We start from the raw sequence: 26,867 nt of genomic DNA, 5'->3' as shown, positions 1-26,867 counted from the left end.
ACATTGATGCGTGACAGCGAGACGCGAAGCCGGTCGGATGAATAGTTCGGATTTCCAGTTGCGAGGCGTGGGCGATCCCCGGCTGGCCGTGCACGCGACCTCCCCGCTGCCCGCCTGGCTCTGGTCGATCGACGGCACGCGCGTGCTCTGGGCCAATCCGGTCGGCGCAAGACTGTTTGGCGCGGCCAACGCCACCGCCCTCGCGGACAAGACCTTCGGCCCGGCGGACAGCCATCGCCGCCAGATCGTCCGGCTTGCCGGCCGGCTGCCGGCGAACGGCGCCGTCCGGCTCGAACGGCTGCGCGGCTTCGGCGCCCGGCTCGGCTCGCTGATGACCTGCGCCTGCGCGCGGCTCGACTTCGCCGATGGTGGCCGCGCTGTGCTCGTCACCGCGATGGACCCCGGCTTACGCACCATGCCGCTGGTCGAACGCCTGCTTCGTCTCGTCGATGGCGCCAGGGTGCCGATGGCGGCGTTCGCACCCGACGGCCTGTTCGTCGGCGCCAGCGAAACGGCCCGCACCCTGCTCGGCTTCCGCGATCTCGGCGAAGCCGGCCTCGACCGGGCGCGCAGCGATGCGCTTCGCCAGGGCCGCGCCGAGATGCCGATCGGCATCGGCCAGATGGTGCTGCAGCGGGTCGGCAGCGGCGCGGATGTCGGCCTGGTCGCGCTGATCGAGCCTGCCGCGCAGCAGGCAGCGCCCACGCCGTCCGCGACCGAGAGCACGCCGGACCCAGCAGGCGAGGCGCCGCTTGAGTCCGCGCAACAGGCCCCGGAGATGCCAGGCGAGCCGCCGCCATCGCAGGACGCGCCGGCCGAACTCGCATTGTTCGACGCCTTCACTGATCCGGTCGAGGAGACCGTCCAAGCACCGGCACAACAAACGGAGCAGGACGCGCCCGCCGCGACCGCCGACATCGCGCCGAAGACTCCGGTTGAAAACCTGCCCGAAGCCATTGTGCCGCCGCAGCCCGCGCCGATCACTATCGGCATGGTCGAGTCGCCGTCGGGCCACCAAGAGCCGCCGGTACCGCGTCAGCATCCACTGCGCTTCCTCTGGCAGATGGATGCAGAGGGCCGCTTTGTGCTCGCAACCAGCGAGTTCATCCGCCTGATCGGTCCGCGCACGGCCGCCGGCTTCGACCGCCGATGGCGCGAGATCGCCGAAGAGTTCTCGCTCGACCCTGAAAGCCGCGTGGCGCAGGCGCTTGCCAGCCAGGACACCTGGGCGGGGATCACCGTGAACTGGCCGGCCGACGGCGGCGAGCATCTGCCGGTCGAGCTCGCGGGGCTTCCGGTCTACGACCGCGAACGCAACTTCGCGGGCTTCAGGGGTTTTGGCGTCTGCCGCGATCTCGACGGCCTCAACCGGCTCGAGGCGCTCAGGCGTTTCGAGCTGCTGGTCGAACCGCCGGCACCGCAAGGCCCGTCCGCCGATGTGGTCGAGCCGGAGCCCGAACCGGAGGCGCCACCTCCGCCGATCGAGCCGCCTGAGCCAGAGCCTGAAGCTGAACTGTCCGAACCCATCACCGCAGCGAATTCACACCCAACCGATCCGGAAACGCCAGTGGAAACGCCTCCCAATGTCCTGCCGTTCCGAGCGCCCGGGGACACGAGATCGCCGACGCTGACGCCGATCGAGAACAGCGCGTTCAACGAGCTGGCCCGGCAATTGTCCGAGCGCCTCGAACGCGACAGGGAAACGATCGCGGCATCGTCCGAGCCGCCGGCCGCCGAGATCACGCCCGAACCGCCGACGCCGGCGCCTGAGGCACCACACGCGCCGGCCGAATGGCTGAGCGAACCCGCGCCGCCCGCGCACGGCCACAGCATGCGCGACCGCGCGCTGCTCGACCTGCTGCCGACGGGCATCTTGATCTATCGGCTCGACCGCCTGCTCTACGCCAACCCCGCCTTCCTCGCGCGCATGGGCCATGCCGGCCTGAACGCACTGGAGAACGCCGGCGGGCTCGACGCGCTCTATGTCGAGCCGGGCGTGTCCGCGGCCAGCAGCACGTCGCAGGGCGGCACGCCTGTCACGATCAGCGCGACGCTCGCCAATGGCGAAGAGCCGCTGCCGACGACTGAAGCACATCTGCACACGATCGACTGGGACGGCGAGAGCGCGCAGGCGCTGATCTGCGCACTGCCGCAAGCTGTAACTGCCGTTGCAGCGCCCGTTGTCGCGGAGACCGTCGTCGCCGAGACTATTGTCCCCGAGTCCTTCACCGCGCTCGAGCCCGACGCCGGCGATGCGGACGCGGAAGATCTCGCCGCGATCCTCGACACCACGGCCGAGGGCATCGTCATGTTCGATGCCGAAGGCAACATCCACGCCTGCAACCGCAGCGCCGAAGCGCTGTTCGGCTATGACGGCGAGACGCTGATGCAGCAGAATCTGGTGACGCTGTTCGCGCCGGAGAGCCAGCAAATCGTCGCCGACTATCTCGTAAGCCTCAAGAGCCAGGACATCGCGAGCCTGCTCGACCACGGCCGCGAGGTGCTGGGACGCGAGAAGAAGGGCGGCGTCATTCCGCTCGCGATGATCATGGGCCGCACCAGGCCCGACGGCCCGAATTTCTTCGCCGTGTTCCGCGACCTCTCGCAGAGCAAGCAGGGCGAGAGCGAGCTGACGCAGGCCCGCCGCCTCGTCGACGGCGCGGCGAATGCCAAGGCCGACATGCTGGCGCGGATCAGCCACGAGATCCGCACGCCGCTCAACGCCATCATCGGCTTTGCCGAGGTGATGATCTCCGAGCGCTTCGGCACGCTCGGCAACGAACGCTACGGCGAGTACATGAAGGACATCCGCGCCTCCGGCGAGCGCGTCATCGCCATCATCGACGATCTGCTCGAGCTGTCGCGGATCGAGACCGGCAAGCTCGACCTCAACTTCGCCAACCTCAACCTCAACGATCTGGTCGAGGCCTGCGTGGTCGTGATGCAGCCGCAGGCCAATCGCGAGCGCATCATCATCCGCACCTCGCTCGGCCATGCGCTGCCGCAGGTGAGCGTCGATGCGCGCGCGATGCGGCAGATCACGATGAACTTGATCTCGAACTCGATCCGGCTTGCCAGCGCCGGCGGCCAGGTCATCGTCTCGACCGCGCTCACCGACCGCGGCGAGGTCGCACTTCGCATCCGCGACACCGGCCATGGCCTCACCGAGCGCGAAGTCGCCGCCGCGATGGAGCCGTTCCGCACCCCGCCGCCCGGCGATGCCGAGGACAATTCGGCGCTGAGCCTGTCACTGACCAAGGCCCTGGTCGAAGCCAACCGCGCCCGGTTCAACATCAAGAGCGCGGGCCATTCCGGCACGCTGATCGAACTGGTGTTCACACCGGCGCTGGCGAAGGCGTAGGCGGCGGCGGAACGAGTTCGGCCTTCATGGTTCGAGACGCGCCGTAAGGCGGCGCTCCTCACCATGAGGGTCTGAGATTTCGCCGCGAAACAAGTCCTCGTCCTGAGGAGCCCGCCAAAAGCGGGCGTCTCGAAGGATGGCCGCAATGACGGTCTTCACCCGGTCTGCTTCTACACACGCCCCTTACGTACTGGCGCAACGCGGTCGAGCATGTAGTATGGCAAAGGTCAGCCGGCAGCCAAATTGGACGGAATGAATCTTCGCGACCCCCTTTTCGCCACCTATGTCGTTGCCGCGAGCCTGATAATCCTGAAGGCCGTGGCGATGTCCTGGCTAACCGTGTTCAGGATGGTGAAAGTCCAGGGCGGCTACCGTTCGCCGGAGGACATCAAGAAGACGCCACTGAATCCCGCGCCCGATCCAGCGCAGCTTCTTCCTAACGAAGATGTCGAGCGGATCCGCCGGATCCAGATGAATGATCTCGAGAACCTTCCCTATTTCCTCGTCGCGGGCTTTCTTTATATTCTCACACAACCGTCGCTGCTTCTCGCGCAATGGCTGCTCTACGGCTACGTTGCCTCACGCCTGCTGCATTTTCTTGCCTATCTTACCGGGCAAATTCACGACATTCGCGCTATTCTCTGGACCGTCGGCTCGCTCATCCTGGTCTTCATGAGCGTTCGCACGCTTCTCGTTGCACTCGGCGCTTGAGGCTCAGTCGGCCACGCCGGCTACCTGCGGGGCGGAAAGATAGCGTTCAAGCGCCTCGTGTTGCTCGAAAAAGCGCATGGCGCGCAGATCGCGGATCGTGGTTTTTTGTGCTGCATCGCGAATCCGAGTGACCTCGCGGGCTTCTTCCACGCGGCCGGCACCGACCAGACTGGCCGCCAACATACGATGGCCGGTGCCATTGCTCGGATTGTGCCGAACCGACTTGCGTGCCCAGGCAATACCCTCCTCGTACTGCCCGAGGGCAAAGTAGGACGCGGTCAATCCTGTCATCCACAGATGCAGCATCCTGTCGTCGGGACTAAGGACGAGAGACCGATGCAGGCATACGACGGCGTTCGCATAATCGCCGCCCATGCTGTCGATCATTCCGAGCACACCCCATGCGAAGGCCGAACTCGGATTGAGCCTTGCGGCTTCGCTGGCGTGAATACGCCCCTGATCGTTGTCGCCGGCCGGCCCAAAGAGCGTGAAGCCATATACCGCGTGGGCGAAAGCGTCCCCGCCATCCTGCTCGACGGCGCGGCGCGCCAGACCGAGCGCCTCGGCCGTGGCATCCGGAGACGGGCCGGCGCCGAGCGGCGGAGCCATGACGAGTCCCCAGGCTAGCGCCGCCAGCGTCGCCGTTCGTTCCTGATCGAGGTTCAGAGACTGCCGAAGCAGGTCGATGGCCTTGATGACGCCTTCACGGGTGCCGCCCCATAAATGGTGAAGGCCACGCAAATATAGATCATAGGCCGAAAGATCAGTTGGCGGTTTGCGGCGTGCGCGCTCGATCTCGGCGCTACGAACGACGGGATCGACGACTGCAGCAACGCCGCAGCTGACGTCATCCTGCAGGTCGAAGATGTCGACGAGGGAGCGGTCATAGCGATTGGACCAGACTTGAGCTTCGCTGCCGACATGAGTCAGCTCGGCCGACACGCGCATGCGGCTACCCGCTTTGCGTATATGGCCGCTCAGGACGTAGTGGACCCCGAGCTGCCGGGCAATCTGCTGGCTCGTCATTCCCTTATCCCGAAGGGCAAAGCTCGACCCGGCTGCAATCACCACCAGCTCGCGAAAGCGCGATAGAGCGGTGATGATGTCTGCAGTGACGCCGTCCGCGAAGTATTCCTGTTCGGAATCGCCGCCCATGTTCCGGAACGGAAGCACCGCCACGGTGGGCTTGTCGTTGCCGATCATGCGCTCCGCTTGACGCGGAAGTTCTGCCGCGATCTCCGCTGCCGCCAGAGAGATCTTCTGCTCCTGGACCTTGCGCAGTTCCGAAGCCAGCGAGTTGGTTGCCACATCGGGCGCGGTGCCAAGCTCTTGCTTCAGCAGGGTAACGACGGCCTGATAATATTTGAGTGCTTCGGCGTTGCGGCCAGCCGTGGACAACGCACGCATGATCAGGCGGTGCGCATCCTCGCGCATGCTATTGAGCGCATTGGCACGCTGGCCGGCGAGAAGGGCCTGGCCGACACGCCCCTCGGACAGTTCATGCTCGCCGAGCGCCACCATCGCGCCAACAGCCAACTCCGATAACCGCTCGCGTTCGCCGGCCAGCCACTCGCCCCAGCCCTCCTCGTTGACGCCTATGTCATCAACGAGGCGCCCAGCACACGTGCCTGCAGGTATACACCCTACACGAATTGCCAATTTTGCGCACAATATTAACGCCGAAATGACGATCGAATAGCGGCCGTGCTGACGACGGTGGGTTCAGATCGTATTCGCGACGAGATGCCGGTTGGTTGATCGACGCAGAGCAATTTCATCCGCCGAGCCGACATGCGCGCGCATCACCTCATCATCGTCGTCGTCAGCCTGTTCGTGGTCCTCGCCGGATTCGACGCGGCGTTGACTTCCTTTGCACACCCGACACTCAAGGCCGCCTCGCAATCGGCACCAGTCGCACCGCTTCTTTTCGGACGCGACTGATCGCACGCCAACATCACAACAGCCATCAAGCAGGAGGTCGCATTGACCGATCTCGCGCAGCTGACGCGGCCAGTTCTTTGGATTTGAAAGGTCAGGAGACGATATGACGGCAGTCATGTGCGCGATTTCCCGCACGGTGCTCTCGATCACCAGCGCCGACGTGGCGAGACACGCCCTCTTGTTATGCGCAGCGTGCGCCTTTGTGTTCGTGCTGTCGCGGACCTATGGGCTGGATTTAAGCGCCGGACTCTTCTGAGCTTCGCGGCCGCTATGGCCGCAATCCGAACAAGCATCTTGTCGATGCGCTGCAAATGAGGAGCCGATATGTACGTTGGCCGGATATTGTCCACGCTTGGCGGACAAGGACCGATGCTTTTGGTGATCTCGCTTTGCGCGGGGCTGGTGATCACTCCCTTCGCTCACCTCGGCTACGATCTTTTGCCTTTTTCGGCATTTCTTCTGACACTGGGCTCATTTCTGACTGCCGGTCTCGCTCCCTCGGAAGCCAGCATTCGCCTGCCGCTGTTGGGGCTGGTGCTTGCCTGGGTCGGCCTGGCGCTCCTTTGGCTGCTGCGCTTCTGCTGTCCCTTGTTCCGCTTGATCCTGCGCTGCGGGCCGGCGTTCTGCTCTCGCTTCTGGCGCCGCCGGTCGGAAGCGCCGCCGCGATTGCGGGAATGCTCGGTTTGCGACCACGTCTCGCGCTACTCGTTTCCATCGCGCTGACCATGCTCACGCCGATCTCGATTCCGTGTTTTGCCACGGTTCTCGGACTTGGAATTGCGTTCGACATGGGCGGGCTGGCGATCCGGCTCTTCAGCATCATCGGCGCAGCAGGCTTCGTGGCCTTTCTGGCCATAAGGTTTCATCGTCATCTGATTCCCGTTCTGCCCGATCAAAGCGCCGCCACCGGAATCGCCGTTATCGGGCTGGTCATCGTCGGGCTTGCCACCTCACAAGGCATACGGGCACAATGGACCAGCAACGCTCTGCGTTTCGACGTGATGCTCGCCGCGGCAATCGTCTTGAATTTTGGCCTGTGCGTACTCGCTACCGTGACGTTCGCGAGACTGGGGTGGCAAACCGCCGGAACCATCGGTCTCGTGAGCGGAAACCGTAACGTCACGCTCGTCTGGGCAGCTGCCAGCTTCGGTCTACCATCTGTCGCGGAGGGCTATGTCGCTGCGTGCGTCATCCCGGTCCTCGCGCTTCCTCTCATCATCAAGCTTTGTCTTAGACTACCTACCTTCAGCCGTTTCATCCCGCAAAACCAGTGATCCAAAAAACGTAAGGCAGCTTCTGGCCCAGATGCGAAGTCAGGCAATGACCGCTTCGCCGTCGCCGGCAATGCAGGCATCAGGTACCCCGGAACTTCATGGGTACACGCCCCGATCTAGCCATCAAACAAAAAGGCAGGGCGCGCGCCGCTACGCCGCCCGTTTCCCGTCCATGAGCCAATAGACGATGGCGGTCAGGGCGAGGGTCGATGCGCCTGCAACGATGAAGGCGGCGAGATAGTCGCCAGTCGGGCTGAGCTGCAGGGCCGCGCCCAGAAGCGCGATCCCGAAGCTGAAACCGATTTGGCGCATCGTGACGCAGATGGCTGATGCGGTCGCCGCACGATCGCCTGGAACCGCCGACACGGCGACGGCGGTGATCTGAGCGTTGATCACGGCACAGCCTGATCCGCTGACCAGCAACGCAATGACGGTCACGGCCAGCGTGCCCGGCCCCGCACGAGCGCCAGAGATCGCGCCAAGCACCAGGTCAGCCATGCCGATAAGCGCGAGACCGCCACAGAAGAACGACCGTGACGGGATGCGGGTCGTCAAAGCCGCTCCATAGCGCGGCAACACCATCATCGGCAATGTGAGCGCGACCAGGAGCCAACCCGCCTCGAGCAGGCTGAGACCCAATGGTCCGCGCGCCAATTGCGGCACGTAGACGAGCAGCGACCAGAATCCGGTCGATCCCGCGATCGGGACGAGGCACATCGCGATGAACTGCCGAGATCCGAACAGCTTGAGATCGAACGCCGGGTTGGGGTGCCGGTGTTCCACCCAAACGAACAAAAGCAACACAATCCCCGAAGCGGCGAGTCCCGTCAGGAACGTCGCCGACGCGATGCCGCCGAGCGCGGGCGCTTCCAGCAACATAAACGCGAGCACCGCCGACGTGATCGCAAGCAGGCTGGCACCGAGCCAATCCACCTTGGCGCTCGAACGCTGCTGGTCGAGCCCGTTGCCAATTCTGCACAGCACCAGAACGACCAAGACTGCACAAAGCGGCAAGTTGATCCAAAAAATCCAGCGCCACCCGATCGTATCGGCCAGGAGCGATCCGAGCGGCGGGCCAGCAACCATCGAGGCACCGACGATCGTGCCCCAAAGTCCAAACGCCCGCGCGCGCCGAGGCCCCTCGTAGGCACCGGCAAGGAGCGCAGACGAGGTGCTGGTGATGCAGGCACCGGCGACCCCTTGCAATGTGCGGAATGTCAGCAGAGCGTCGAACGTGCTCGCGCACGCACACAGCAGAGAGGCCAGGCCAAACAGCCCCGCACCCCAAGTGAACATTTGAACGCGTCCGTATCTGTCGGCAAGGCTACCTGCAATCGGCAAACAGAAGATCAAAGCAAGGCTGTAGACGTCGATGGCCCAGGCCGCTCGTGCCGAAGCGGCACCGAGGTCGCGGCCAATGTCGGGTAAGGCCGCCGCCAGAGCCGTCAGGTCGACTTGAAACAGAGAGCCGCTCAAGCAGGCCGCAAGCAGCGTCGCCGTTTCCAGCGACATGCGATTGCCGCGACGACCATCGTCGGCAGGCCAACTGGCGCTCTGCGTTTCATCGTCGTTCTGCTGGGGTTTATCGAGCATGATCGTTTCGGCCTCCATGGTGCATGGATGGCCGGGCCACAGGCTCTGGTCGAATGATGGTTCCTCAAAAGCTCATGAATCTGTATCATGGCTTGAGGAGATCGAGATGCCACGCCGCTTGCCACCCTTCGCACCCCTCGTCGCGTTCGACGCTGTCACCCGCCATGGTTCATTCACACGCGCCGCGGCGGAGCTGGGCGTCACACAGAGTGCGGTCAGCCATCAGATCCGAAAGCTGGAGGACCATTTCGGGGTCGAATTGTTGCAGCGTCAGAATCCAGGGATCGGGATAACACCCGCCGGCGCGCAGCTTAGGCAAGAGCTTGCGGCAGCACTCGACGCGCTTGGTGCACTGGATGCTCAGGTTCGGCGGCGCTCGAACCGAACGACGCTGCGTGTGGGCGCGAGCTCGGCGTTGGCAACATGGTGGCTCGTCCGCCGCCTGCCAGACTTTACGGCGCGATATCCGTCGATCAACGTTGATCTCAAACCGCTGGAGACAGGGGACAGCTCAAGGCGGCCGCTCGACGTGCGAATTGTCTGGAACGCGAGCGAAGACGCACGGCGGACGTCGACTCAATTGCCGCTGTTTTGGGAACGGATTTTTCCCGTCTGCGCGCCGCACCTGTTGCCCCGGCGGCGTCCCGTGGCGGACCCCGACGGCCTGCTGGCCCTGCCGCTCATCCACAAAGGCGACAACGCGACCGGCGACTGGGGCTGGCCCTCTTGGTTCAGACGCCTGGGATTGCCGAAATCGGGCGCCGCCGCCGGCAGCCTGACGCTGGACGACATGGGAATGTGCATGTCAGCTGCGGCCGAGGGGGCCGGCGTGACACTTGGGCGCTCACTTCTGGTCGCAGATGCGGTTTCGTCTGGACGCCTCATGTCCGCACTCGCCAATTACCCCACGGTCGAGTGCACGAAAATTCAGGTTGCGCAGTGGCCAGCCGATCTGATCGGCGACCGCAGTGTCGAATTGTTCGTGAACTGGCTCGCCGAGCAAGCCGAGACGACCGTGAAGAATATTTCGGCTGCCTAGTCCAGGATACGTCTTGCTGTCGCGAGCCGCGCGCGATCACGCCGCGCGCACCGTGTCCAGGAACTTGCTGACCTCGAGCTTGAGGCGGCTGCTGTCGTTCGACAGCGATTGCGCCGCGGAGAGCACCTGCGAGGAGGCCGAACCGGTCTCGGTCGCGCCCTGGCGCACGCTGCTGATGTTGGCGCTCACCTGGGTGGTGCCGGCCGCCGCGTTCTGGACGTTGCGCGAGATCTCGCTGGTCGCGGCGCCCTGCTCTTCCACCGCGGCCGCGATGGTGGACGAGATTTCGGACAGGCGTTCGATCGTGGCGCCGATGGTCTTGATCGCGCCGACCGAGTCCTGGGTGGCAACCTGGATGCTCGAAATCTGCTGACCGATATCGCCGGTCGCCTTCGCGGTCTGCTCGGCCAGCGCCTTGACCTCGGAGGCCACCACGGCGAATCCGCGCCCGGCCTCGCCCGCGCGGGCGGCCTCGATGGTCGCGTTCAGCGCCAGCAGATTGGTCTGGCCCGCGATGGCGTTGATGAGCTCGACCACGTCGCCGATGCGCGCAGCCGCTTTCGACAATTCGCTGACGCGGTCGTTGGTCTGCCCGGCCTGATTGACGGCCTCGCCGGCCATGCGCGCGGAAGCCTGCACCTGGCGGCTGATCTCGTTGACGGACGCCGTCAACTCTTCGGCTGCGGAGGCCACCGACTGCACGTTCGTGGCGGCCTCTTCCGACGCAGCTTCGACCAAAGTGGCAAGCTCGCTCGACCGGCCGGCGGTCGTCGTCAGCGACGTTGCCGAAGCCTCCAGCTCGGTCGCGGCCGACGACACGGTCTCGACGATCTCGCCGATTGCGCCTTCGAAATCGTCGGCCATCCTGATCATGTCGGCGCGGCGGCGCTCGGCGGCGAGCTTGTCCTGCCTGATCTTCTCTTCCGCCTCCTCGCGCGCCTTCTGCTCCGCATTGATCTTGAACGTCTCGACGGCTAGCGCGATCTCGCCGATCTCGTCGGGACGGCCGAGCCCCGGAAGGACGATCGCGAAATTGCCCTTGGCCAGCTCGATCATCGCCGCCCGCATCGCGCCGAGCGGTTTCGAGACCGAGCGCCCGATGAAGGCACCGAGGCCGAGCACGCCGGACGCGATCAGCGCGATCGCAACAGCAATCCAGAACTGGATGCTGGCGCGCTCGACCTCGTTCAACCGGTCGGCCTCGACGCGAATCTGGTCGACCGACCTCGACACCTGCTCGATGACGGGCTCGACCGACGAGAAGGCTTCCGACATCGACTTCAGCTCAGCCGCCAGCTTCAGCGCGGTCTCCATCCAACCGGTGAAATCGCGCTGGTAGTCCGCGAGCTTCTGGCGCAGCTCGGCCTTCGCGTTGTCGGAAATGGCAGCGCCGTCAACGCCCGCCACGAATTCCACCGCCCACTTCTTCATGTCATCGCCGTATCTGGCGTCACGGCGCAGCATGAAGTCCTTCTCGTGCCGGCGCATCATGAGCATCACGACCTTGAGCGGCGCGTCATTGAGCTGGTCGACTCTTGCCTCGATGTCGTGGACGGAGGCGCGCAGACGCCCTTCAAGACCGGACTTCTCGTCGAGGCCGAGCCGCTGCCTTTCCTCGACCACCGCGGCGAAACGCGCCTGATAGGTTTTGAGCGATGCGTTCATCGCGTCGATCCTCGCGACCAGCTCCGGCTTGCCGAGGGCTGCAATCCTGCCGCGAAGCTTCTCGATATCGAGTGCCACTTGCCTACCGATTTCGCCCTGGCGCTGGGCCTTGGCGGCATCACTGCGCAGGAGGAAGTCCTTCTCGGCGCGCCGCGCCTCGAGCAGCTCGACTGCGATCGCGCTGTTCAGCTCGAAGACGGTGCGTGCATCCTCGGCCGCGTCGCGATAGACGCCCATCGCCCGCTCGCCATAGAGATGAATGCCGCCGATCAGGACGACACCGAAGACGCCGATGACACCGATCGCAGTGATCTTGTGCGTGAGACGAAGGGAGAGGAGCCGCATCTTGATCGCGAAGCCGGTTGTGATTGATGCTGCTCATCAAGCGCCAATGCGTAAAAGCTTCCGTTAATTTGCGGGCACGTATTAATACGTGTGCTTCGTCACGATGCTCGCGCGTATGCACGGCAGCGTGCACAACGACGGCTTCATCACATGACACGACGCTATTCGCGCCGTGCGGGTTCGCCGAACCATCGCGACGCAACCTGAGCGGCGTCTTCATAGTCGCGTGCGTCGTCACTGGCCCAGGCGACGAAGCCATCGGGGCGCACCAGCACGGCGTCCACGCCCAGCCGATCCCTGGCGTCACCCGCGACATAATCGATCCGGCCACTCCAGCGGCTTGCAAGCGCTTGAAGCGGTGCGCGAGCGTCGAAGTCCAGCAATATCCCTCTCGCCGTCCTGAGGCGTTCTCCGACCGTCGTTCCGTCCAGCAACTCGAAATCGGGAACACTGCGGCCCACAAGCGGATGGCTGCCGCTGAGATCGTAGCGGAGCGAAACGCCGCGCACGCGCTCGGCGAAATAGGTCGCACCGTCCCGGGTCTCGATCAGATCGCGCATGATGGCCTGAAGCGCGCGCGTGCTCGGCGTCGGCCGCATGATCGCCACCTGCGCGCGGGACCAGTCGAGGACCTGCGCGCCGACTGGATGTCGCTCGCGCGAATAGGTGTCGAGGAGATCGGCGTGTGCATCTCCGCGGATCGCAGCAGTCAGCTTCCAGCCCAGGTTCATCGCATCGCCGAGACCGAGATTGAGGCCTTGGCCGCCGAGCGGCGAGTGGATGTGGGCGGCGTCGCCGGCCAGGAGCACGCGTCCCTTGCGATATGTCGTTGCCTGATGGGCCCGATCCGTCCAGGTCGCGGCAAGCCGAAGGGCCGTTATGGTGACGTCCGTGCAGGAGACACCACGCAAGACCTTCTGCACCTGCTCGCGTGTGATCGGCTCGGTCCGGTGGAAAGCGCCAGCGTCGAAATCGACCATCGCGATCGTTCCGGGCTGCGTATAGGTATACATGCCTGTCGACGTGTAGTTGCGGCCCCGGCGAAGCTTGTCCGGATCGGCCAGCTCGACTTCGGCGGAATAGCCTGTGAATTCGGGGTCGGTGCCGACGAAGTCGAAGCCGCTGATCTTGCGCACCGTGCTGCGACCGCCGTCGCAACCGACAAGCCAGCGTCCGCGGAAGGTCTCGCCGGCCGCCTGCACCATCACGTCTTGGTCCGAAGCGGCAACAGCATCGACGGCGAAGCCGCGCCTGATCTCCACGCCCAAGCGGCATGCGCGCGCGGCCAGAACGGATTCAAGAGTTTCCATATCGACCGCGATGCCGGCATCGGCCGGCGTTGGCAGACGCCAGGACCACTTCGCGTCATCAATGTTGTCCTGATAGAATTGGATGCCGGCGAAATGACCTGCGGGCCGTCGCGTCTGCTGCATCCAATGGGCAGCGGTCTTGATAGCGCCTGGGGCAAGGTGCTGCGCGGCCACGATATCCTCCAGCAAGCCACGCCGGTGAAACGCCTCGCGTGTGGGGATCGAAAGGCCGCGCAGGCCGAACGGGAGTCGCTTCAGGGCTGAATGCGGGTCTTGAGATTGCTCCAGCAGCAGGACCTGGAGACCAGCGCATCGCAACTCGCACGCGAGAAACAGGCCAACGGGGCCGGCACCGGCAATGACGACGTCGTATGGAATCGAGGATTGCAGATTCGATGATTGAGTTTGCATGAGACGCTCCTGTGGTCGATGTTCGACCGGAGCGTTCCCAAAGCTTCGAGAATCACACGGACGAACGATGGGGCGCCTGGGCGGCGTCCGATGTTCGTCGTGGGGATCTCGTGCACAAGGCCAAAGACCAGAGCTTTCGTTACCGAAAGGACTTGGGCTTACCAGACCAAGTCTGCCTTTTCCGACACAAGCAATATAGTTTCGTGACAATCGACGCGCAATGAAAAAGGCACGGCGCTTGCGGCGCCGTGCCTTTCGCATTCATGTCGCTTGATCTCAGCTGTAGATCTCGAACAAGCCGGCGCCGCCCTGGCCGCCGCCGATGCACATCGTCACGACACCCCACTTGGCCTTGCGGCGGGCGCCTTCCTGGAGCAGGTGGCCGGTGAGACGCGCGCCGGTCATGCCGAAGGGATGGCCGATCGCGATCGAGCCGCCGTTGACGTTGTACTTGGCGGGATCGATGCCGAGCTTGTCGCGCGAATAGAGGCACTGGCTGGCGAAGGCCTCGTTGAGCTCCCAGAGATCGATGTCGTCGATCTTCAGGCCGGTGCGCTTGAGCAGCTTCGGGATCGCGAAAACCGGGCCGATGCCCATCTCGTCGGGCTCGCAGCCGGCGGTCGCCCAGGCGACAAAGCGGCCGAGCGGCTTCAGGCCGCGCTTCTCGGCGTCCTTGGCTTCCATCAGCACCACGGCAGCAGCGCCGTCGGAGAGCTGGCTGGCATTGCCCGCGGTGACGGACTTGCCGGGGCCCTTCACCGGCTCGAGCTTGGCGAGGCCTTCCAGCGTGGTCTCGGGGCGATTGCACTCGTCGCGATCGACGACGTAATCGACGATCGATTCCGCTTTGGTCTGCTTGTCGACGACCTTCATCTTCGTCTTCATCGGGACGATCTCGTCCTTGTACTTGCCCGCCTGCTGGGACGCCGCCATGCGGCGCTGCGATTCCAGCGAGAACTCGTCCTGGTATTCGCGGCTAAGCTTGTAGCGCTCGGCGACGATGTCGGCGGTGTCGATCATCGCCATGAAGATATCTGGGGCGACCTTGAGCAGTTCCGGGTCGATCGATTCCTTCGGCGAGCCGCCGCCCGGGATCGAGATGCTCTCGACGCCGCCGGCGACAATGCAATCGGCGCCGTCGGAGCGGATCGAGTTGGCGGCCATCGCGATGGTCTGCAGGCCCGAGGAGCAGAAGCGGTTCACCGAGACGCCGGCGGTGGTCGTCGGCAGGCCGGCGAGCAGCGCGGCCTGGCGGCCGATGTTCGGCGCGCCATGGGCGCAATTGCCGAGATAGCAATCCTCGACATAGTCCTTCTCGACGCCGGCGCGGTCGACCGCGTGGTGAATGGCGTGGGCCGCGAGCGACATCGGCGGCGTGACGTTGAACCCGCCGCGGCCGGATTTTGCGAGGCCCGTGCGCGCATAGGAAACGATGACGGCTTCACGCATTGTTTTCTCCCTTTTCGAACGATTTTGAACGGAGCGTCGGTCGAGGTATTCTCGGCGCCATTGGTACACAAAGTTTGCAGGCGGCGGGGAAAATATGGCGCCGCGCGGGGGCAAACAAAACGCCGCCCTCGCGAGAGGGCGGCGTTGTTCCGCTGGTCGGAATATGTCGGCGTGTCAGAACGTCAGCGCCTTGACCTGCTTGACCTGCGGCAGGGCCTGCACCTTGGCGAGCAGGTCGGCTGGAACCGCGCCGTCGACTTCGACCAGTGCGATGGCATCGCCGCCCTGCTCGACACGGCCGAGATGGAAGGTCGCGATGTTGATCTTGGCGTCGCCGAGAAGCCCTGCGAACTTGCCGATGAAGCCCGGCTTGTCCTCGTTGGTGACGTAGATCATCGACTTGCCGAACTCGGCGTCGACGCGGATGCCCTTGATATCGACGAGGCGCGGCTTGCCGTCGTGGTAGACGGTGCCGGAGACCGAGCGCTCCTGGCGTTCGGTCGCGACCGTCACGGTGATCAGGCTCTCATAGTCGCTCTGGGCGGCGCGAACGATCTCGTCGACCACCATGCCGCGCTCCTTGGCGACGACGGGCGCGGACACGACGTTGACCTCGCCCAGCATCGGCCGCAGCAGGCCCGACAATACCGCAGAGGTGATCGCCTTGATCTTCATCTCGGCGACGTGGCCTTCATAGGTGATCTCGACCTTGAGGATGCCGGTCTCGGTGAGCTGGCCGGCAAACGAGCCGAGCTTCTCGGCGAGCGCGATGAACGGCTTCAGCTTCGGCGCCTCTTCCGCGGTGATCGAGGGGAAGTTGACGGCGTTCGAGATCGCCCCGGTCAGCAGATAGTCCGACATCTGCTCGGCGACCTGGAGCGCGACGTTCTCCTGCGCTTCGGTGGTGGAGGCGCCGAGATGCGGCGTGCAGATCACGTTGGGATGGCCGAACAGCACGTTCGCATTGGCGGGCTCCTCGACGAAGACGTCGAAGGCGGCGCCCGCGATGTGCTTGGAGTTCAAAGCGTCGACCACTGCCTGCTCGTCGACCAGGCCGCCGCGGGCGCAGTTGATCAGGCGCACGCCCTTCTTCATCTTGGCGATCGCGGCTGCGTCGATGATGTTCCTGGTCTTCTCGGTGAGCGGGGTGTGCAGCGTGATGAAGTCAGCACGCTTCAAGAGGTCATCGAGCTCGACTTTCTCGACGCCGATGTCCTTGGCGCGCTCCGGCGACAGGAACGGATCGAACGCGACGACCTTCATGCGCAAGCCGAGCGCGCGGTCGGCGACGATCGAGCCGATGTTGCCGCAGCCGACGACGCCGAGCACCTTGCCGGTGATCTCGACGCCCATGAAGCGGTTCTTCTCCCACTTGCCGGCCTGGGTCGAAGCGTCCGCCTGCGGAATCTCGCGTGCCAGCGCCAGCATCAGGGTGATGGCGTGCTCGGCGGTCGTGATTGAATTGCCGAACGGCGTGTTCATCACGATGATGCCCTTGGCCGTGGCGGCGGGAATCTCGACATTGTCAACGCCGATGCCGGCGCGGCCGATCACCTTGAGGTTGGTCGCCTTCTCGAGGATCTTCGCGGTCGCCTTGGTCGCCGAGCGAATCGCAAGGCCGTCGTAATTGCCGATGATCTCGGCGAGCTTGTCCTTGTCCTTGCCGAGGTTGGGCTGGAAGTCGACCTCGACGCCGCGGTCCTTGAAGATCTGAACGGCGGCGGGAGAGAGCGCGTCGGAAATGAGAACTTTGGGCTTGGTCATGGGGATGTTTCCTTCGCCCCGCAACAAGGGCGGGCCACTGGGCTGATGTGGTGAAGTCTCTGGTCACTTCTCCCTCTCCCCGTTCTTACGGGGAGAGGGTCGGGGTGAGGGGCAGCCACGGGCGAAGGTAGCGGAGAGAGCCCCTCACCCGGATTGCTGCGCAATCCGACCTCTCCCCGTAAGAACGGGGAGAGGTTAAGAAAGAAACTTACGCCGCCTTGGCGAGCGCGGCCTTGGTCTCGGCGAAGGCCCAGTCGATCCACTGGGTCAGCAGCTCGACATCCCTGGCCTCGACGGTCGCGCCGCACCAGATGCGCAGGCCTGCGGGCGCGTCGCGGTAATAGGCGAAGTCGTAGCCGGCGCCTTCCTTCTCGACCAGCGCGACCAGCTTCTTGCTGAACTCGGCCTGCGCGTCCTCGGAGAGCGAGGTGAGCGCGGGATCGGTGAACTTCAGGCACACCGAGGTGTTGGAGCGGATCGCGGCGTCCTTGGCGAGGAAGTCGATCCAGGGCGTCTTCGCCTTCCAGTCGGCGAGCACCTTGGTGTTGGCGTCGGCGCGCGCGATCAGCGCCTTCAGGCCGCCGATCGACTTGGCCCAGTTCAGCGCGTCGAGATAATCCTCGACGCAGAGCATCGACGGCGTGTTGATGGTCTCGCCGACGAAGATGCCTTCGTTGATCTTGCCGCCCTTGGTCATGCGGAAAATCTTCGGCAACGGCCAGGCCGGCTTGTAGGTCTCGAGCCGTTCGACAGCGCGGGGCGACAGGACCAGCATGCCGTGCGCGGCCTCGCCGCCGAGCGCCTTCTGCCAGGAGAAGGTGACGACGTCGAGCTTGGTCCAGTCGAGGGCTTGCGCGAACGCGGCCGAGGTGGCGTCGCAGATGGTCAGGCCTTCGCGGGTCGCGCTGATCCAGTCGGCATTCGGGACGCGCACGCCGGAGGTGGTGCCGTTCCAGGTGAAGACGACGTCGCTGTTCTGATCGACCTTGGAGAGGTCGGGGATTTCACCGTAAGCCGCGTTGAGCTTGGTGACGTCCTTGAGCTTCAATTCCTTGACGATGTCGCTGACCCAGCCCTCGCCGAAGGATTCCCAGGCGAGCGTGGTGACGGGCTTTGCCCCGAGCAGCGACCACAACGCCATTTCGACCGCGCCGGTATCGGACGCCGGCACGATGCCGATGCGATAATCGGCGGGCACTTCAAGCACTTCGCGCGTCAAATCGATCGCGAGCTTGAGCTTGGTCTTGCCGACCTTCGCGCGATGCGAACGGCCGAGCGCTGCGTCCTTGAGATTTTGGGCGTTCCAGCCGGGGCGCTTGGCGCAGGGACCGGAGGAGAAATGCGGCACGTTGGGCCGCGAAACGGGCTTCGCTACAATCATAATCTACCCTTCCAGATAGTAAGCCTCCCGTTGGGGGGAGGTGTCCCGCCGCGGCTGATACGGGAAACGGGAAGAGTCGTCAAGGAAGTTCCGGGGCCTCACGCGCGAGTGATGGCGCCTCCGGTGCGATATCAGGGGCTTCGACCACGGCAAGCGCGTTCAGCAAGTCCGTGGCATCGCTGATCAATTGCGCGGCACGGCGGCGGCTGCCGACTTTCAAGATGCATTTGTCATTGGCCTGCACAACGTAGTCGTTGCCGACCTTGATCATCGAATAGCTTTTCATCGAAATCCCCGAACCGACCGAGCCCGGTTTCAGACGCTCGCGTAGCACCGTTCGTTCCTGGGTCCACGTGAACGACGGCTGGGTAGTTTATCAGCTCTTAATACGAACCAACGCGCGATCCGATTTCGCTGATCGCGCAACGCTCGCGGCGCGCTGCCTCAAAAACGGACAGTCATGCCGACGTGGCTCGATGCAAATCCGAGCCGCTTGTAGAAGCGCTGCGCATCTGTTCGGCTCGCATGCGTCAGCAGTTCGACCAGATTGCAGCCGCGCGCTTTCGCTTCCGTCACCGCCCATTGCACCAATTGCTCGCCGATGCCGCGGCTACGGCGATCGGAAGCAACGCGGACGTCTTCGAGCAGACCGCGCATACCGCCTTGCGAACTCAGACCAGGCAGGATCGCGAGTTGCAGGCAGCCGACCACCCTGCCCTCGCTCTCGGCAACCACGAGCTGGAGATTTTGATCGCGCTCGACCCGCGAGAATGCCTCGTAATAGGACGCAGGCAACGGATCTTCCACGCGCTCGCGTGCGCTCCCGAGACGATCGTCGGCGAGCATCGCCACGATCGCAGCAACATCCTCGCGGCGCGCGGGACGAATGGAGACGGATACGGCGCTCATTGCGTTACTCCTGCCTCAGCGCGCCTCAACGCGCCTCAACGCGCCTTGGGAAGGCCGAGAAAGGCCTCGGCTTCGGCGATCCAGCGGCGGACGGCAGCAAAGCGGCCGAGATCGAAGCCGCCTTCATGCGCAACGCGGGTATAGGCGAGCAGCGAGACGTCGGCGAGCGAAACCACATCGCCGGCGAGGAAGCGGCTGCCGGCGAGATGCTGCTCCATGCGGTCGAGCGCCGCATAGCCGCGCTTGACCTTTTCAGGATCGAGCTCGGAGGCATCCTTGCCGAGATAGACGAGCTGGAAGCGGCACACCGCGATATAGGGCTCGTGGCTGTATTGTTCCCAGAACAGCCATTCGTCCATCTTGGCGGCAGTGAAGGCATCGCCCGGAACGAGCGCACTGTCGCGAGCGAGATAGCGGATGATGGCATTGGACTGCGCCAGCGTGCGACCATCGTCGAAGGCGACGGTGGGCACCTGGCCGGCAGCATTCATCTCGAGGAATTGCGGCGTGCGCGTCTCGCCCTTGCGGGTGTCGATCTCGATCCATCGGTATGGCACCGCGAGCTTGTCGCAGACCCACTTCACCTTCAGACAATTTCCGGAATTGGTATCGCCGTAGATCCGCATCGCTGCCCCCCGCGCGTCCAGCGACAGAGCATCAGGACGGAAGGAAGCTGTCAACCGCGGCGGATCGAGGTCGCGTCAGAACTTGTAGCCGAGCCCGACGCGCGCGTTGTTCAGCGTCACCGACGTGTTCATGACGGGAGAAAATCTCACATATTCATATTCAACGCGCGCGAACAGCCCTTGCCACAGGCAATATTCCAGTCCGAGACCCGCGGTCCAGCCGACAACGAAGTTGTTGGTCCGGTGCTGGGTCTGCGTCTGGGATTGCGCCGGAACGGGGTGCGTCGCGCCGATCGTGGTGGTTGTGTTGCCGAAGGCGTCCGTCGTCGTAATATCCTGGCGCAGGGTCACGGTGCTCGTCACCGTGCGCGAGACATCCATTCGGCCGACGGCAGCACCCATGAAGGCATAAGGCATGAAATCGCCGCCGTCCCAACCCACGCGACCGCGGAGCGAGATCATGTCCTTGACCTTCGCCGCGGCTGTGCCGGTCAGCGTCACACCATAATTGTCGGTGACGCCTGCAGGCGGAGTGTCGCCGGGCGGGTTGACGATCAGCAGCGAGTTGGAGCCGCTCGTCTGCGTGGAGAGGTTGTTGAAGTAGCTGTAGGTGCCCTCGAGACCGAGAACGGCATCGTACCATTGCCAGTTGCGGCCGACGAAGGCGCCGAAATTGGTGCTCTGCGTGGTGGTCTTGTTCATGAGCGACCACGTCGAGGTCGGCTGCTGAAGCACGCTGTCGCGAAAGATGAAATTGGTCAGGCCGACCACGCTCTGGGTAAAATCGGTCGCATTGGAGGTGTAGCCGGCATCGCCGCCGACGTAAAAGCCGTCCCAGTTGTGGCTGGTCTTCGACAGGCCGTCGGTGAAGCCGCCGCGCAGGATTGGCAGATCCGGCATGTCGGCCGCGTGCGCGGCAGACACCGTCCCCAACATCGCCGCCGCCAACCAAAGCCCACGCATCGCAACGCTCCATCGAACTCGAACTTTCGCCCGTGATCATGGCTCGTTAACCTTAACCAATGGTTGCGCCGGAGGCTTTCATCGCCGCACGCCATGAAAAATACTCAAAGCAAAACGGCGCGGGATGATCCCGCGCCGTTAAGAGAGTTTAACCGATGAGGCTGACGATCAGCCCTTGGTGACGAGCGGCGGCGGCATGTAGGCCGGCGGGCTGTTGAGATCCCAGCGCACGCCGAGCTTGACGTCGTGCGAGGTGAGCTCCTTGATCTTGATCGACGTCGGGCCAGAGCCGCTGTTGTCGAACAAGCGGAAGTTGCCGGGCGCCGCATCGCCGAGGTTCATGTAGCTGTAGGCCAGTTCGACGGTGAACCCGGGATTGACCTTGTAGGCAAGACCGGCATGAGCTGCCCAGGCCAAATTCCACTTCCCGTTGTCGGCGAAGTAGGCGACGCTGTTGTTCAGCAACGGGCTGTATGACACGCCGTCGTCGCGGAAGCCGCTGATCTTGTTGTAGGAGCCGCCGACACCGGCACCGATGAACGGAGTGATGCACCACCAGGTGCCGAGGTCGACGTAGGCGTTGGCCATCACGACCCACTCGGACTTGCTGCCGGCGTAATTGTTGACGCCGACGAAGCCAGGTCCAACGACGTTGTCGCTGCCGTGCAGATTGGCTTTGCCGCGGTACTGGCCGATCACGTCCGCACGAAACCAGTTGTTGAAGCGATAGCCGACGCCGAGGTCGAACAGCGGCGACGAGTCGAAGCCCAGTCCCTCCGTCGACTTCGTGTACCCAGCCGGCAGGGCGGCGTCGATCCGCTTGGCGCTCTGGTTGGTCATGCCGACGTCACCGCGCAGATACCAGCCGCCGAAGTCGGCGGGCGGGGCCGGCGGGGCGTACATCGGAGGGGGCGCCGCGATCGGCATATCGGCGGCGAATGCCATCGACGAGATCAGGGTTGCCGCACCCGCGGCAAGGAGAGACTTAACGCTACGCATTGGCTTCGTCCTTTTGGCCGGTGAGGCAAATACGGCGCCCCACGTTCTGGAAACTCACGGCCCGGACGATGGCACCAAATGTTTAAGCGCCACTTAACCCTAATTTTTAAGGTTGATTTTTTCTAACTGTACACGCGCGCACCGCGCGAGCGTTGCAAAAATGCAGCGCCAAATGCGACACCTTCGCCGCATTTCCTAACGATGTATGAAGCCGCGTTGCGGCAAGAGAGGATGCGTTAACGGATGTGCCGCGGCAGCTTGGGCAGGAACACCGCAAGCAGGCCGATCGCCGGCAGATAGGCGCAGACCTGGTAGACGAATTCGATCGAGGTGTGGTCGGCGAGCTTGCCGAGCACGGCGGCGCCCAGGCCGCCGATACCGAAGGCGACACCGAAGAACACGCCGGAGATCATGCCGAAGCGATGCGGCACCAGCTCCTGCGCGAACACGATGATCGACGACGTCGTCGAGGAGATGATCAGGCCGATGATCACCGAGAGCACCGCGCTCGCATAGAGCCCGGCATAGGGCAGCGCCAGCGTGAACGGCAGCGCGCCGAGGATCGAGATCCAGATCACGATCTTGCGGCCGAAGCGATCGCCCAAGGGACCGCCGAGAAAAGCGCCGACCGCGTTCGCCGCGAGGAAAATGAAGAGATACATCTGCGCCGCCTGCGTCGACACGCCAAAGCGGTCGATCAGATAGAAGATGTAGTAGCTCGACAGGCTCGATACGTAGAGCTGCTTCGAGAACAGCAGCGCGACCAGCACGAGGAGTGCAACGACGACGCGACGTGAGCCCGGCGCGTCGGGATGGGCCTCGATCGCAACCGTCTTCTTCGCCTTGATCTGCGGTTCGTACCAGCGGCCGATGCGCCAGAGGATGAGGATCGCGAGGAACGCGATCGAGGAAAACCAGGCGATGCTGCCCTGCCCGAACGGAACCACGATCAGCGCGGCCAATACCGGCCCCATCGAGGTGCCAAAACTGCCGCCGAGCTGGAACACCGATTGCGCAAAACCGTAGCGGCCGCCGGAGGCGAGCCGCGCAATGCGCGCCGACTCCGGGTGAAACACCGCCGAGCCGAGACCGACCAGCGCGGCGGCGACGAGGATGACGAGATATTGGTGGGCGGCGCTGAGCAGCAGGAGACCGAAGAAGGTCGAGGCCATGCCGATCGCCAGCGAATAGGGCTGCGCCTTCTTGTCGGTGTAGTGGCCGACCACCGGCTGGAGCAGCGAGGCCGTGAACTGGAACGCCAGCGTGATCATGCCGATCTGCGCGAAGTCGAGCGCGTAAGTGTCCTTCAGGATCGGATACACGGAAGCGATCAGCGACTGCATGGTGTCGTTGAGGAAGTGCGAGAAGCTGATGCCGGCAAGCACCACATAGGCCGGCCCTGCGGCTGCGGTGGCGGGCGCGACGTCGTTGACGACGACGGGCTCGGTTAGCGTTTCCTCGGAGACGACGACTGGCTTGTTCAATGGTACATCCCGGCAGGCGCGGCAGATTGCCGCGATCCGCTAATTACGATGCAAGCGACGGCCTAACCACCGCCAATCGTCGATAGCTGGGATGCGCGAGTGTCGCTTTTGCTGCGAGCGGCGCGGCCTGCATGGTTCGAGACGCCTGCCTTTGGCGGGCTCCTCACCATGAGGGTTCAAGATTTCGCCGCGAAGCAAGACCTCATCCTGAGGGCCCGCCAAAGGCGGGCGTCTCGAAGGATGGCTGCAAGCTCAGGCCGCTGCCTGCCCGAGCGCCGAGACGATGGTATCGACGACGTCCTCGATCAGGCTGCGGTCCTCGCCCTCGCCCATGACGCGGATCACCGGCTCGGTGCCGGAGGAGCGGATCAGCAGGCGGCCGTGGCCGTTGAGCCGCTTCTCGCCGTCGGAGATCGCCGATTTGACGTCGGAATCGTCGAGCGGCTTGCCGCCCTTGTGACGGACGTTCTTCAGGATCTGCGGCAGCGGATCGAAGCGGTGGCAGACTTCCGACACCGGCCGGCGCAGCTTCTGCACCACCGCCAACACCTGCAATGCGGCAACGAAGCCGTCGCCGGTGGTGGCGTAGTCGGACAGGATGATGTGGCCGGATTGCTCGCCGCCGAGATTGTAGCCGCCGTTCAGCATCTGCTCGAGCACATAGCGGTCGCCGACCGGCGTGCGCACGAGATCGAGCCCCTGCGCGTTGAGGAAGCGTTCGAGCCCGAGGTTCGACATCACGGTGGCGACGATGCCGGGGCGCGACAGCCGCCCGTCTTCCTTCCAGCTCTGCGCGATCACCGCGAGCAGCTGGTCGCCGTCGACGATGTGGCCGCGCTCGTCGACCAGGATGACGCGATCGGCATCACCGTCGAGTGCGATGCCGATGTCGGCGCGCATCTCGCGAACCTTCTTCGACAAGGCTTCCGGCGAGGTGGAGCCGCATTCCTTGTTGATGTTGAAGCCATCGGGCTCGACGCCGATCGGAATCACGTCGGCTCCCAGCTCCCACAGCGCTTCCGGCACCACCTTGTAGGCGGCGCCATTGGCGCAATCGACCACGACGCGCAGGCCGTCGAGCGACAGATCGCGCGGCAGCGTGCGCTTGGCGAATTCGATGTAGCGATCATGCACGCCGTCGATACGGCGGGCACGGCCGAGACTGGCGCTCTGTGCGAGCCGCTTGTCGATGGGCTCGTCGAGCAGCTGCTCGATCTGCTTCTCGACGTCGTCGGAGAGCTTGAAGCCCTGCGGGCCGAACAGCTTGATGCCGTTGTCCTCGAACAGATTGTGCGAGGCGGAGATCATCACGCCGAGATCGGCGCGCATCGACTTGGTCAGCATCGCAACCGCCGGCGTCGGCATCGGGCCGACCAGCAGCACGTCCATGCCGACCGAGGTGAAGCCCGCGACCATCGCGTATTCGATCATGTAGCCGGACAGGCGGGTGTCCTTGCCGATCACGACCCGGTGGCGGTGGTCACCGCGCTGAAACGCAAGGCCTGCGGCCTGGCCGACCTTGAGCGCGAGCTCCGGCGTGATCAGTCCGTTGGCGCGGCCCCGGATCCCGTCCGTCCCGAAATATTTGCGGCTCATATCGTCCCCCACGCAACAACCAAGGATGCCCAATACAACCTCCGGTGCCCGAACGGGCCCCGCATCCCTGATTTGCTGAGGTGTTATAAAGCCATCGCGGCTAATTTGGCTTCAAAAAATATGATAAATCATTACGGAACCGGCCGCGGCTCGGCGCCGATAACGTCTTGTTAGCATTATATTTCCTGTGGACGTGCCGGAATAGCGAGGAACCCGCCGCTAGCCAGAGCGCTTCACATGGCCGTCCCCCCGGCTCGGCGCCGGCTGGATGACGTTGACAGGATCGGAGCCCGGAAAGGTCTCTTCGAGACCTTCTTCCAGCGCTTCCTCGAGATCACGCTTCTCCTTGATCTCTTCCGGCGTCGGTCCGGCGCGCGGCTTGGTCATGGCGCCCTCCTCTCAAACGATTTGGCTGTGCATCCAACCATGGTAGATGACCCCTCGATCTTCCGATGCAAGCCTTCCGATGCAAGCCTTCCGATGCAAGCCTTCCGATGCAAGACGGGCCGGGGAAACGTTCATGAAGCACATCACCTGTATCGACGATCTTCGCACACTGCATCAACGCCGCGTGCCGAAGGCGTTCTTCGACTATTGCGACCGCGGCTCCTACGCCGAGGAAACGCTGCGCGCCAACCGCGACGACATGCAGGCGATCAAGTTCCGCCAGCGCATCCTGGTCGACGTCTCCAAACGCGACACCGCGACCACGATCCTCGGCGAGCCCTCGACCATGCCGCTGATACTCGCGCCTGTGGGCCTGCTCGGCATGCAGCATGGCGACGGCGAAATCCATGCCTGCCGCGCCGCGCAAGCCGCCGGTATCCCGTTCACGCAGTCGACGATGTCGATCTGCTCGATCGAGGACATCGCGGCCAATGTCGAGAAGCCGTTCTGGTTCCAGCTCTACGTGATGAAGGACCGCGGCTTCATCAAGGCGCTGATCGAGCGCGCGATCGCGGCGAAATGCTCCGCGCTGGTGCTGACCGTCGATCTTCAGGTCATCGGACAGCGCCACCAGGACATCAAGAACGGCATGACGGTTCCGCCGGAATGGTCGCTGTCGAAGCTGATCGATTTTGCCACCAAGCCGGCCTGGGTGTCGGGCGTGCTCCAGGGCAAGCGCCGCACCTTCGGCAATCTTGCCGGTCATCTGAAGGTCAGCGACGACATCACGTCGCTGTCGACCTGGATCAACTCGCAGTTCGACACCTCGCTGAACTGGAAGGACATCGAGTGGATCCGCAGCATCTGGCCGGGCAAGCTGATCCTGAAGGGCATTCTCGACGTCGAGGACGCCGAGCTCGCTGCGAAAACCGGCGCGCAGGCGATCGTGGTCTCCAACCATGGCGGCCGTCAGCTCGACGGCGCGCCATCATCGATTGAGGTCCTGCCCGAGATCGCCGACGCGGTCGGTGACAACATGGAGATCATGTTCGACGGCGGCATCCGCTCCGGCCAGGACGTGATGCGCGCGCTCGCGCTCGGCGCAAAGTCCTGCATGATCGGCCGCGCCTACGCCTATGGCCTGGGCGCCGGTGGCCAGGCCGGCGTCGCCAAGGCGATCGACATCATCCAGAAGGAGCTGCTCACCACCATGGGCCTGTGCGGTGTCAACAGGATCGACGAGATCGACGATCATATCATTGCGGTGTGAGGCGCTAACCTCTCCCCGCCCTTCTGCGGCGAGAGGTCGGATTGCCCCGGCGATGCGAAGCATCGTCCGGCGCAATCCGGGTGAAGGGCAAGGCACGCCGTTCGCCAAAATGAAAGTCTATCTGACTCCCGTGGTCGATGCGGAGTTGGATACTCAGCTCACCATTAAAGCGCGATGAGATCAGGATGAATTATCATCGCGCTTTAGGTTGTTGTTTGAGCATGATCTTTTCGGAAAACCGCTTCGCACTTTTCCGGATCATGCTTTAGCAGTCTGCTGAAGAACCCCCTCGCCACGGAGGGGGCTTGATGATTCACTTTATCCATCTCGAATCGGCAGAGGCGATCATGCGCGGCAGGTTTAAGGACCAGGGCGGCCTGTTTTCGTAC

At 63.9% G+C, this 26,867-nt stretch carries 25 protein-coding genes; 8 read left to right on the top strand and 17 right to left on the bottom strand.

Translation table 11 applies throughout. From position 1 onward, the window contains the following. Positions 1 to 37: 37 nt before the first annotated feature. Entirely contained in the window at positions 38 to 3,361 is a 3,324-nt protein-coding gene (locus QCM77_RS30870) for a PAS domain-containing protein (RefSeq protein WP_279686129.1), read from the top strand. A 252-nt stretch (positions 3,362 to 3,613) separates the two neighbouring features. Continuing rightward, entirely contained in the window at positions 3,614 to 4,072 is a 459-nt protein-coding gene (locus tag QCM77_RS30865) for an MAPEG family protein (RefSeq protein WP_279661377.1), read from the top strand. A gap of 3 nt (positions 4,073 to 4,075) precedes the next feature. On the opposite strand, the gene QCM77_RS30860 is transcribed toward QCM77_RS30865, so the two are convergent. After that, on the bottom strand, positions 4,076 to 5,731 hold the full coding sequence (locus QCM77_RS30860) for a BTAD domain-containing putative transcriptional regulator (protein WP_279661444.1): 1,656 nt from the start codon (positions 5,729 to 5,731) through the stop codon (positions 4,076 to 4,078). A 63-nt stretch (positions 5,732 to 5,794) separates the two neighbouring features. Continuing rightward, positions 5,795 to 6,130 carry a hypothetical protein gene (locus tag QCM77_RS30855; protein ID WP_279661378.1) on the bottom strand — a complete coding sequence of 112 codons (336 nt, stop codon included), beginning with the start codon at positions 6,128 to 6,130 and terminating at the stop codon, positions 5,795 to 5,797. On the opposite strand from QCM77_RS30855, the gene QCM77_RS30850 reads away from it, so the two are divergent. The 3 genes from QCM77_RS30850 (at position 6,117) to QCM77_RS30840 (ending at position 7,287) form a co-directional block, all read left to right on the top strand. Beyond that, positions 6,117 to 6,269, top strand: a complete 153-nt coding sequence (locus QCM77_RS30850; protein WP_279686128.1) for a hypothetical protein — start codon at positions 6,117 to 6,119, stop codon at positions 6,267 to 6,269. The two genes, QCM77_RS30855 and QCM77_RS30850, sit on opposite strands and share 14 nt — an antisense overlap. A gap of 113 nt (positions 6,270 to 6,382) precedes the next feature. Next, positions 6,383 to 6,736: a hypothetical protein gene (locus QCM77_RS30845; protein WP_279686127.1), complete on the top strand. Its 354-nt coding sequence runs from the start codon at positions 6,383 to 6,385 to the stop codon at positions 6,734 to 6,736. Further along, on the top strand, positions 6,688 to 7,287 hold the full coding sequence (locus QCM77_RS30840) for a hypothetical protein (protein WP_511337215.1): 600 nt from the start codon (positions 6,688 to 6,690) through the stop codon (positions 7,285 to 7,287). The genes QCM77_RS30845 and QCM77_RS30840 overlap by 49 nt, the downstream gene beginning before the upstream one ends. A 150-nt stretch (positions 7,288 to 7,437) precedes the next feature. Here QCM77_RS30840 and QCM77_RS30835 read toward each other — a convergent pair whose 3' ends face one another. Continuing rightward, positions 7,438 to 8,880, bottom strand: coding sequence for an MFS transporter (locus QCM77_RS30835; RefSeq protein ID WP_279686126.1), 1,443 nt, complete (start codon positions 8,878 to 8,880; stop codon positions 7,438 to 7,440). A gap of 106 nt (positions 8,881 to 8,986) precedes the next feature. Here QCM77_RS30835 and QCM77_RS30830 point away from each other — a divergent pair, with 106 nt between their 5' ends. Beyond that, complete coding sequence (locus tag QCM77_RS30830) at positions 8,987 to 9,919, top strand: LysR substrate-binding domain-containing protein (RefSeq protein ID WP_279686125.1); 933 nt, start codon at positions 8,987 to 8,989, stop codon at positions 9,917 to 9,919. 36 nt (positions 9,920 to 9,955) lie between these two features. On the opposite strand, the gene QCM77_RS30825 is transcribed toward QCM77_RS30830, so the two are convergent. The 13 genes from QCM77_RS30825 to QCM77_RS30765 form a co-directional block, all read right to left on the bottom strand. Then, positions 9,956 to 11,929, bottom strand: a complete 1,974-nt coding sequence (locus QCM77_RS30825) for a methyl-accepting chemotaxis protein (RefSeq protein WP_279686124.1) — start codon at positions 11,927 to 11,929, stop codon at positions 9,956 to 9,958. 161 nt (positions 11,930 to 12,090) lie between these two features. Then, entirely contained in the window at positions 12,091 to 13,650 is a 1,560-nt protein-coding gene (locus QCM77_RS30820) for an FAD-dependent monooxygenase (protein ID WP_279686123.1), read from the bottom strand. A gap of 276 nt (positions 13,651 to 13,926) precedes the next feature. Next, the gene (locus QCM77_RS30815; RefSeq protein WP_279686122.1) at positions 13,927 to 15,099 is read right to left on the bottom strand and encodes a thiolase family protein; all 1,173 of its coding nucleotides are present in this window, start codon (positions 15,097 to 15,099) and stop codon (positions 13,927 to 13,929) included. A 174-nt stretch (positions 15,100 to 15,273) separates the two neighbouring features. Next, positions 15,274 to 16,863, bottom strand: a complete 1,590-nt coding sequence (gene serA / locus QCM77_RS30810) for a phosphoglycerate dehydrogenase (RefSeq protein ID WP_279661387.1) — start codon at positions 16,861 to 16,863, stop codon at positions 15,274 to 15,276. A 208-nt stretch (positions 16,864 to 17,071) separates the two neighbouring features. Continuing rightward, positions 17,072 to 18,244 carry a phosphoserine transaminase gene (locus QCM77_RS30805; protein ID WP_279686121.1) on the bottom strand — a complete coding sequence of 391 codons (1,173 nt, stop codon included), beginning with the start codon at positions 18,242 to 18,244 and terminating at the stop codon, positions 17,072 to 17,074. Between the two features lie 79 nt (positions 18,245 to 18,323). Beyond that, a complete protein-coding gene (locus QCM77_RS30800; RefSeq protein ID WP_279661389.1) occupies positions 18,324 to 18,515 on the bottom strand; it encodes a hypothetical protein in 192 nt (63 codons plus the stop codon). Positions 18,516 to 18,688: 173 nt separating this feature from the next. After that, positions 18,689 to 19,153, bottom strand: a complete 465-nt coding sequence (locus QCM77_RS30795) for a GNAT family N-acetyltransferase (RefSeq protein WP_279686120.1) — start codon at positions 19,151 to 19,153, stop codon at positions 18,689 to 18,691. A 35-nt stretch (positions 19,154 to 19,188) separates the two neighbouring features. Then, positions 19,189 to 19,779, bottom strand: coding sequence for a glutathione S-transferase family protein (locus QCM77_RS30790; RefSeq protein WP_279686119.1), 591 nt, complete (start codon positions 19,777 to 19,779; stop codon positions 19,189 to 19,191). 75 nt (positions 19,780 to 19,854) lie between these two features. Then, positions 19,855 to 20,742 carry an outer membrane protein gene (locus tag QCM77_RS30785; RefSeq protein ID WP_279686118.1) on the bottom strand — a complete coding sequence of 296 codons (888 nt, stop codon included), beginning with the start codon at positions 20,740 to 20,742 and terminating at the stop codon, positions 19,855 to 19,857. Between the two features lie 168 nt (positions 20,743 to 20,910). Further along, a complete protein-coding gene (locus tag QCM77_RS30780) occupies positions 20,911 to 21,741 on the bottom strand; it encodes an outer membrane protein (protein WP_279661393.1) in 831 nt (276 codons plus the stop codon). Between the two features lie 236 nt (positions 21,742 to 21,977). Beyond that, positions 21,978 to 23,225, bottom strand: a complete 1,248-nt coding sequence (locus QCM77_RS30775) for an MFS transporter (RefSeq protein ID WP_279686117.1) — start codon at positions 23,223 to 23,225, stop codon at positions 21,978 to 21,980. 252 nt (positions 23,226 to 23,477) lie between these two features. Then, positions 23,478 to 24,821, bottom strand: a complete 1,344-nt coding sequence (glmM, locus tag QCM77_RS30770) for a phosphoglucosamine mutase (RefSeq protein WP_279661395.1) — start codon at positions 24,819 to 24,821, stop codon at positions 23,478 to 23,480. 219 nt (positions 24,822 to 25,040) lie between these two features. Further along, positions 25,041 to 25,208: a hypothetical protein gene (locus QCM77_RS30765; RefSeq protein WP_279661396.1), complete on the bottom strand. Its 168-nt coding sequence runs from the start codon at positions 25,206 to 25,208 to the stop codon at positions 25,041 to 25,043. Positions 25,209 to 25,341: 133 nt separating this feature from the next. On the opposite strand from QCM77_RS30765, the gene QCM77_RS30760 reads away from it, so the two are divergent. Continuing rightward, positions 25,342 to 26,478, top strand: a complete 1,137-nt coding sequence (locus QCM77_RS30760) for an alpha-hydroxy acid oxidase (RefSeq protein WP_279686116.1) — start codon at positions 25,342 to 25,344, stop codon at positions 26,476 to 26,478. A gap of 52 nt (positions 26,479 to 26,530) precedes the next feature. Continuing rightward, on the top strand, positions 26,531 to 26,656 hold the full coding sequence (locus QCM77_RS30755) for a hypothetical protein (RefSeq protein WP_279686115.1): 126 nt from the start codon (positions 26,531 to 26,533) through the stop codon (positions 26,654 to 26,656). 25 nt (positions 26,657 to 26,681) lie between these two features. On the opposite strand, the gene QCM77_RS30750 is transcribed toward QCM77_RS30755, so the two are convergent. Next, a partial coding sequence (locus tag QCM77_RS30750; protein WP_279686114.1) for a hypothetical protein occupies positions 26,682 to 26,867 on the bottom strand: 186 nt, incomplete at its 5' end.

The sequence above is a fragment of the Bradyrhizobium nivariense genome, from assembly GCF_029846695.2.
GTDB lineage: Bacteria > Pseudomonadota > Alphaproteobacteria > Rhizobiales > Xanthobacteraceae > Bradyrhizobium.
This window is presented reverse-complemented; position numbering and strand designations above follow the sequence as displayed.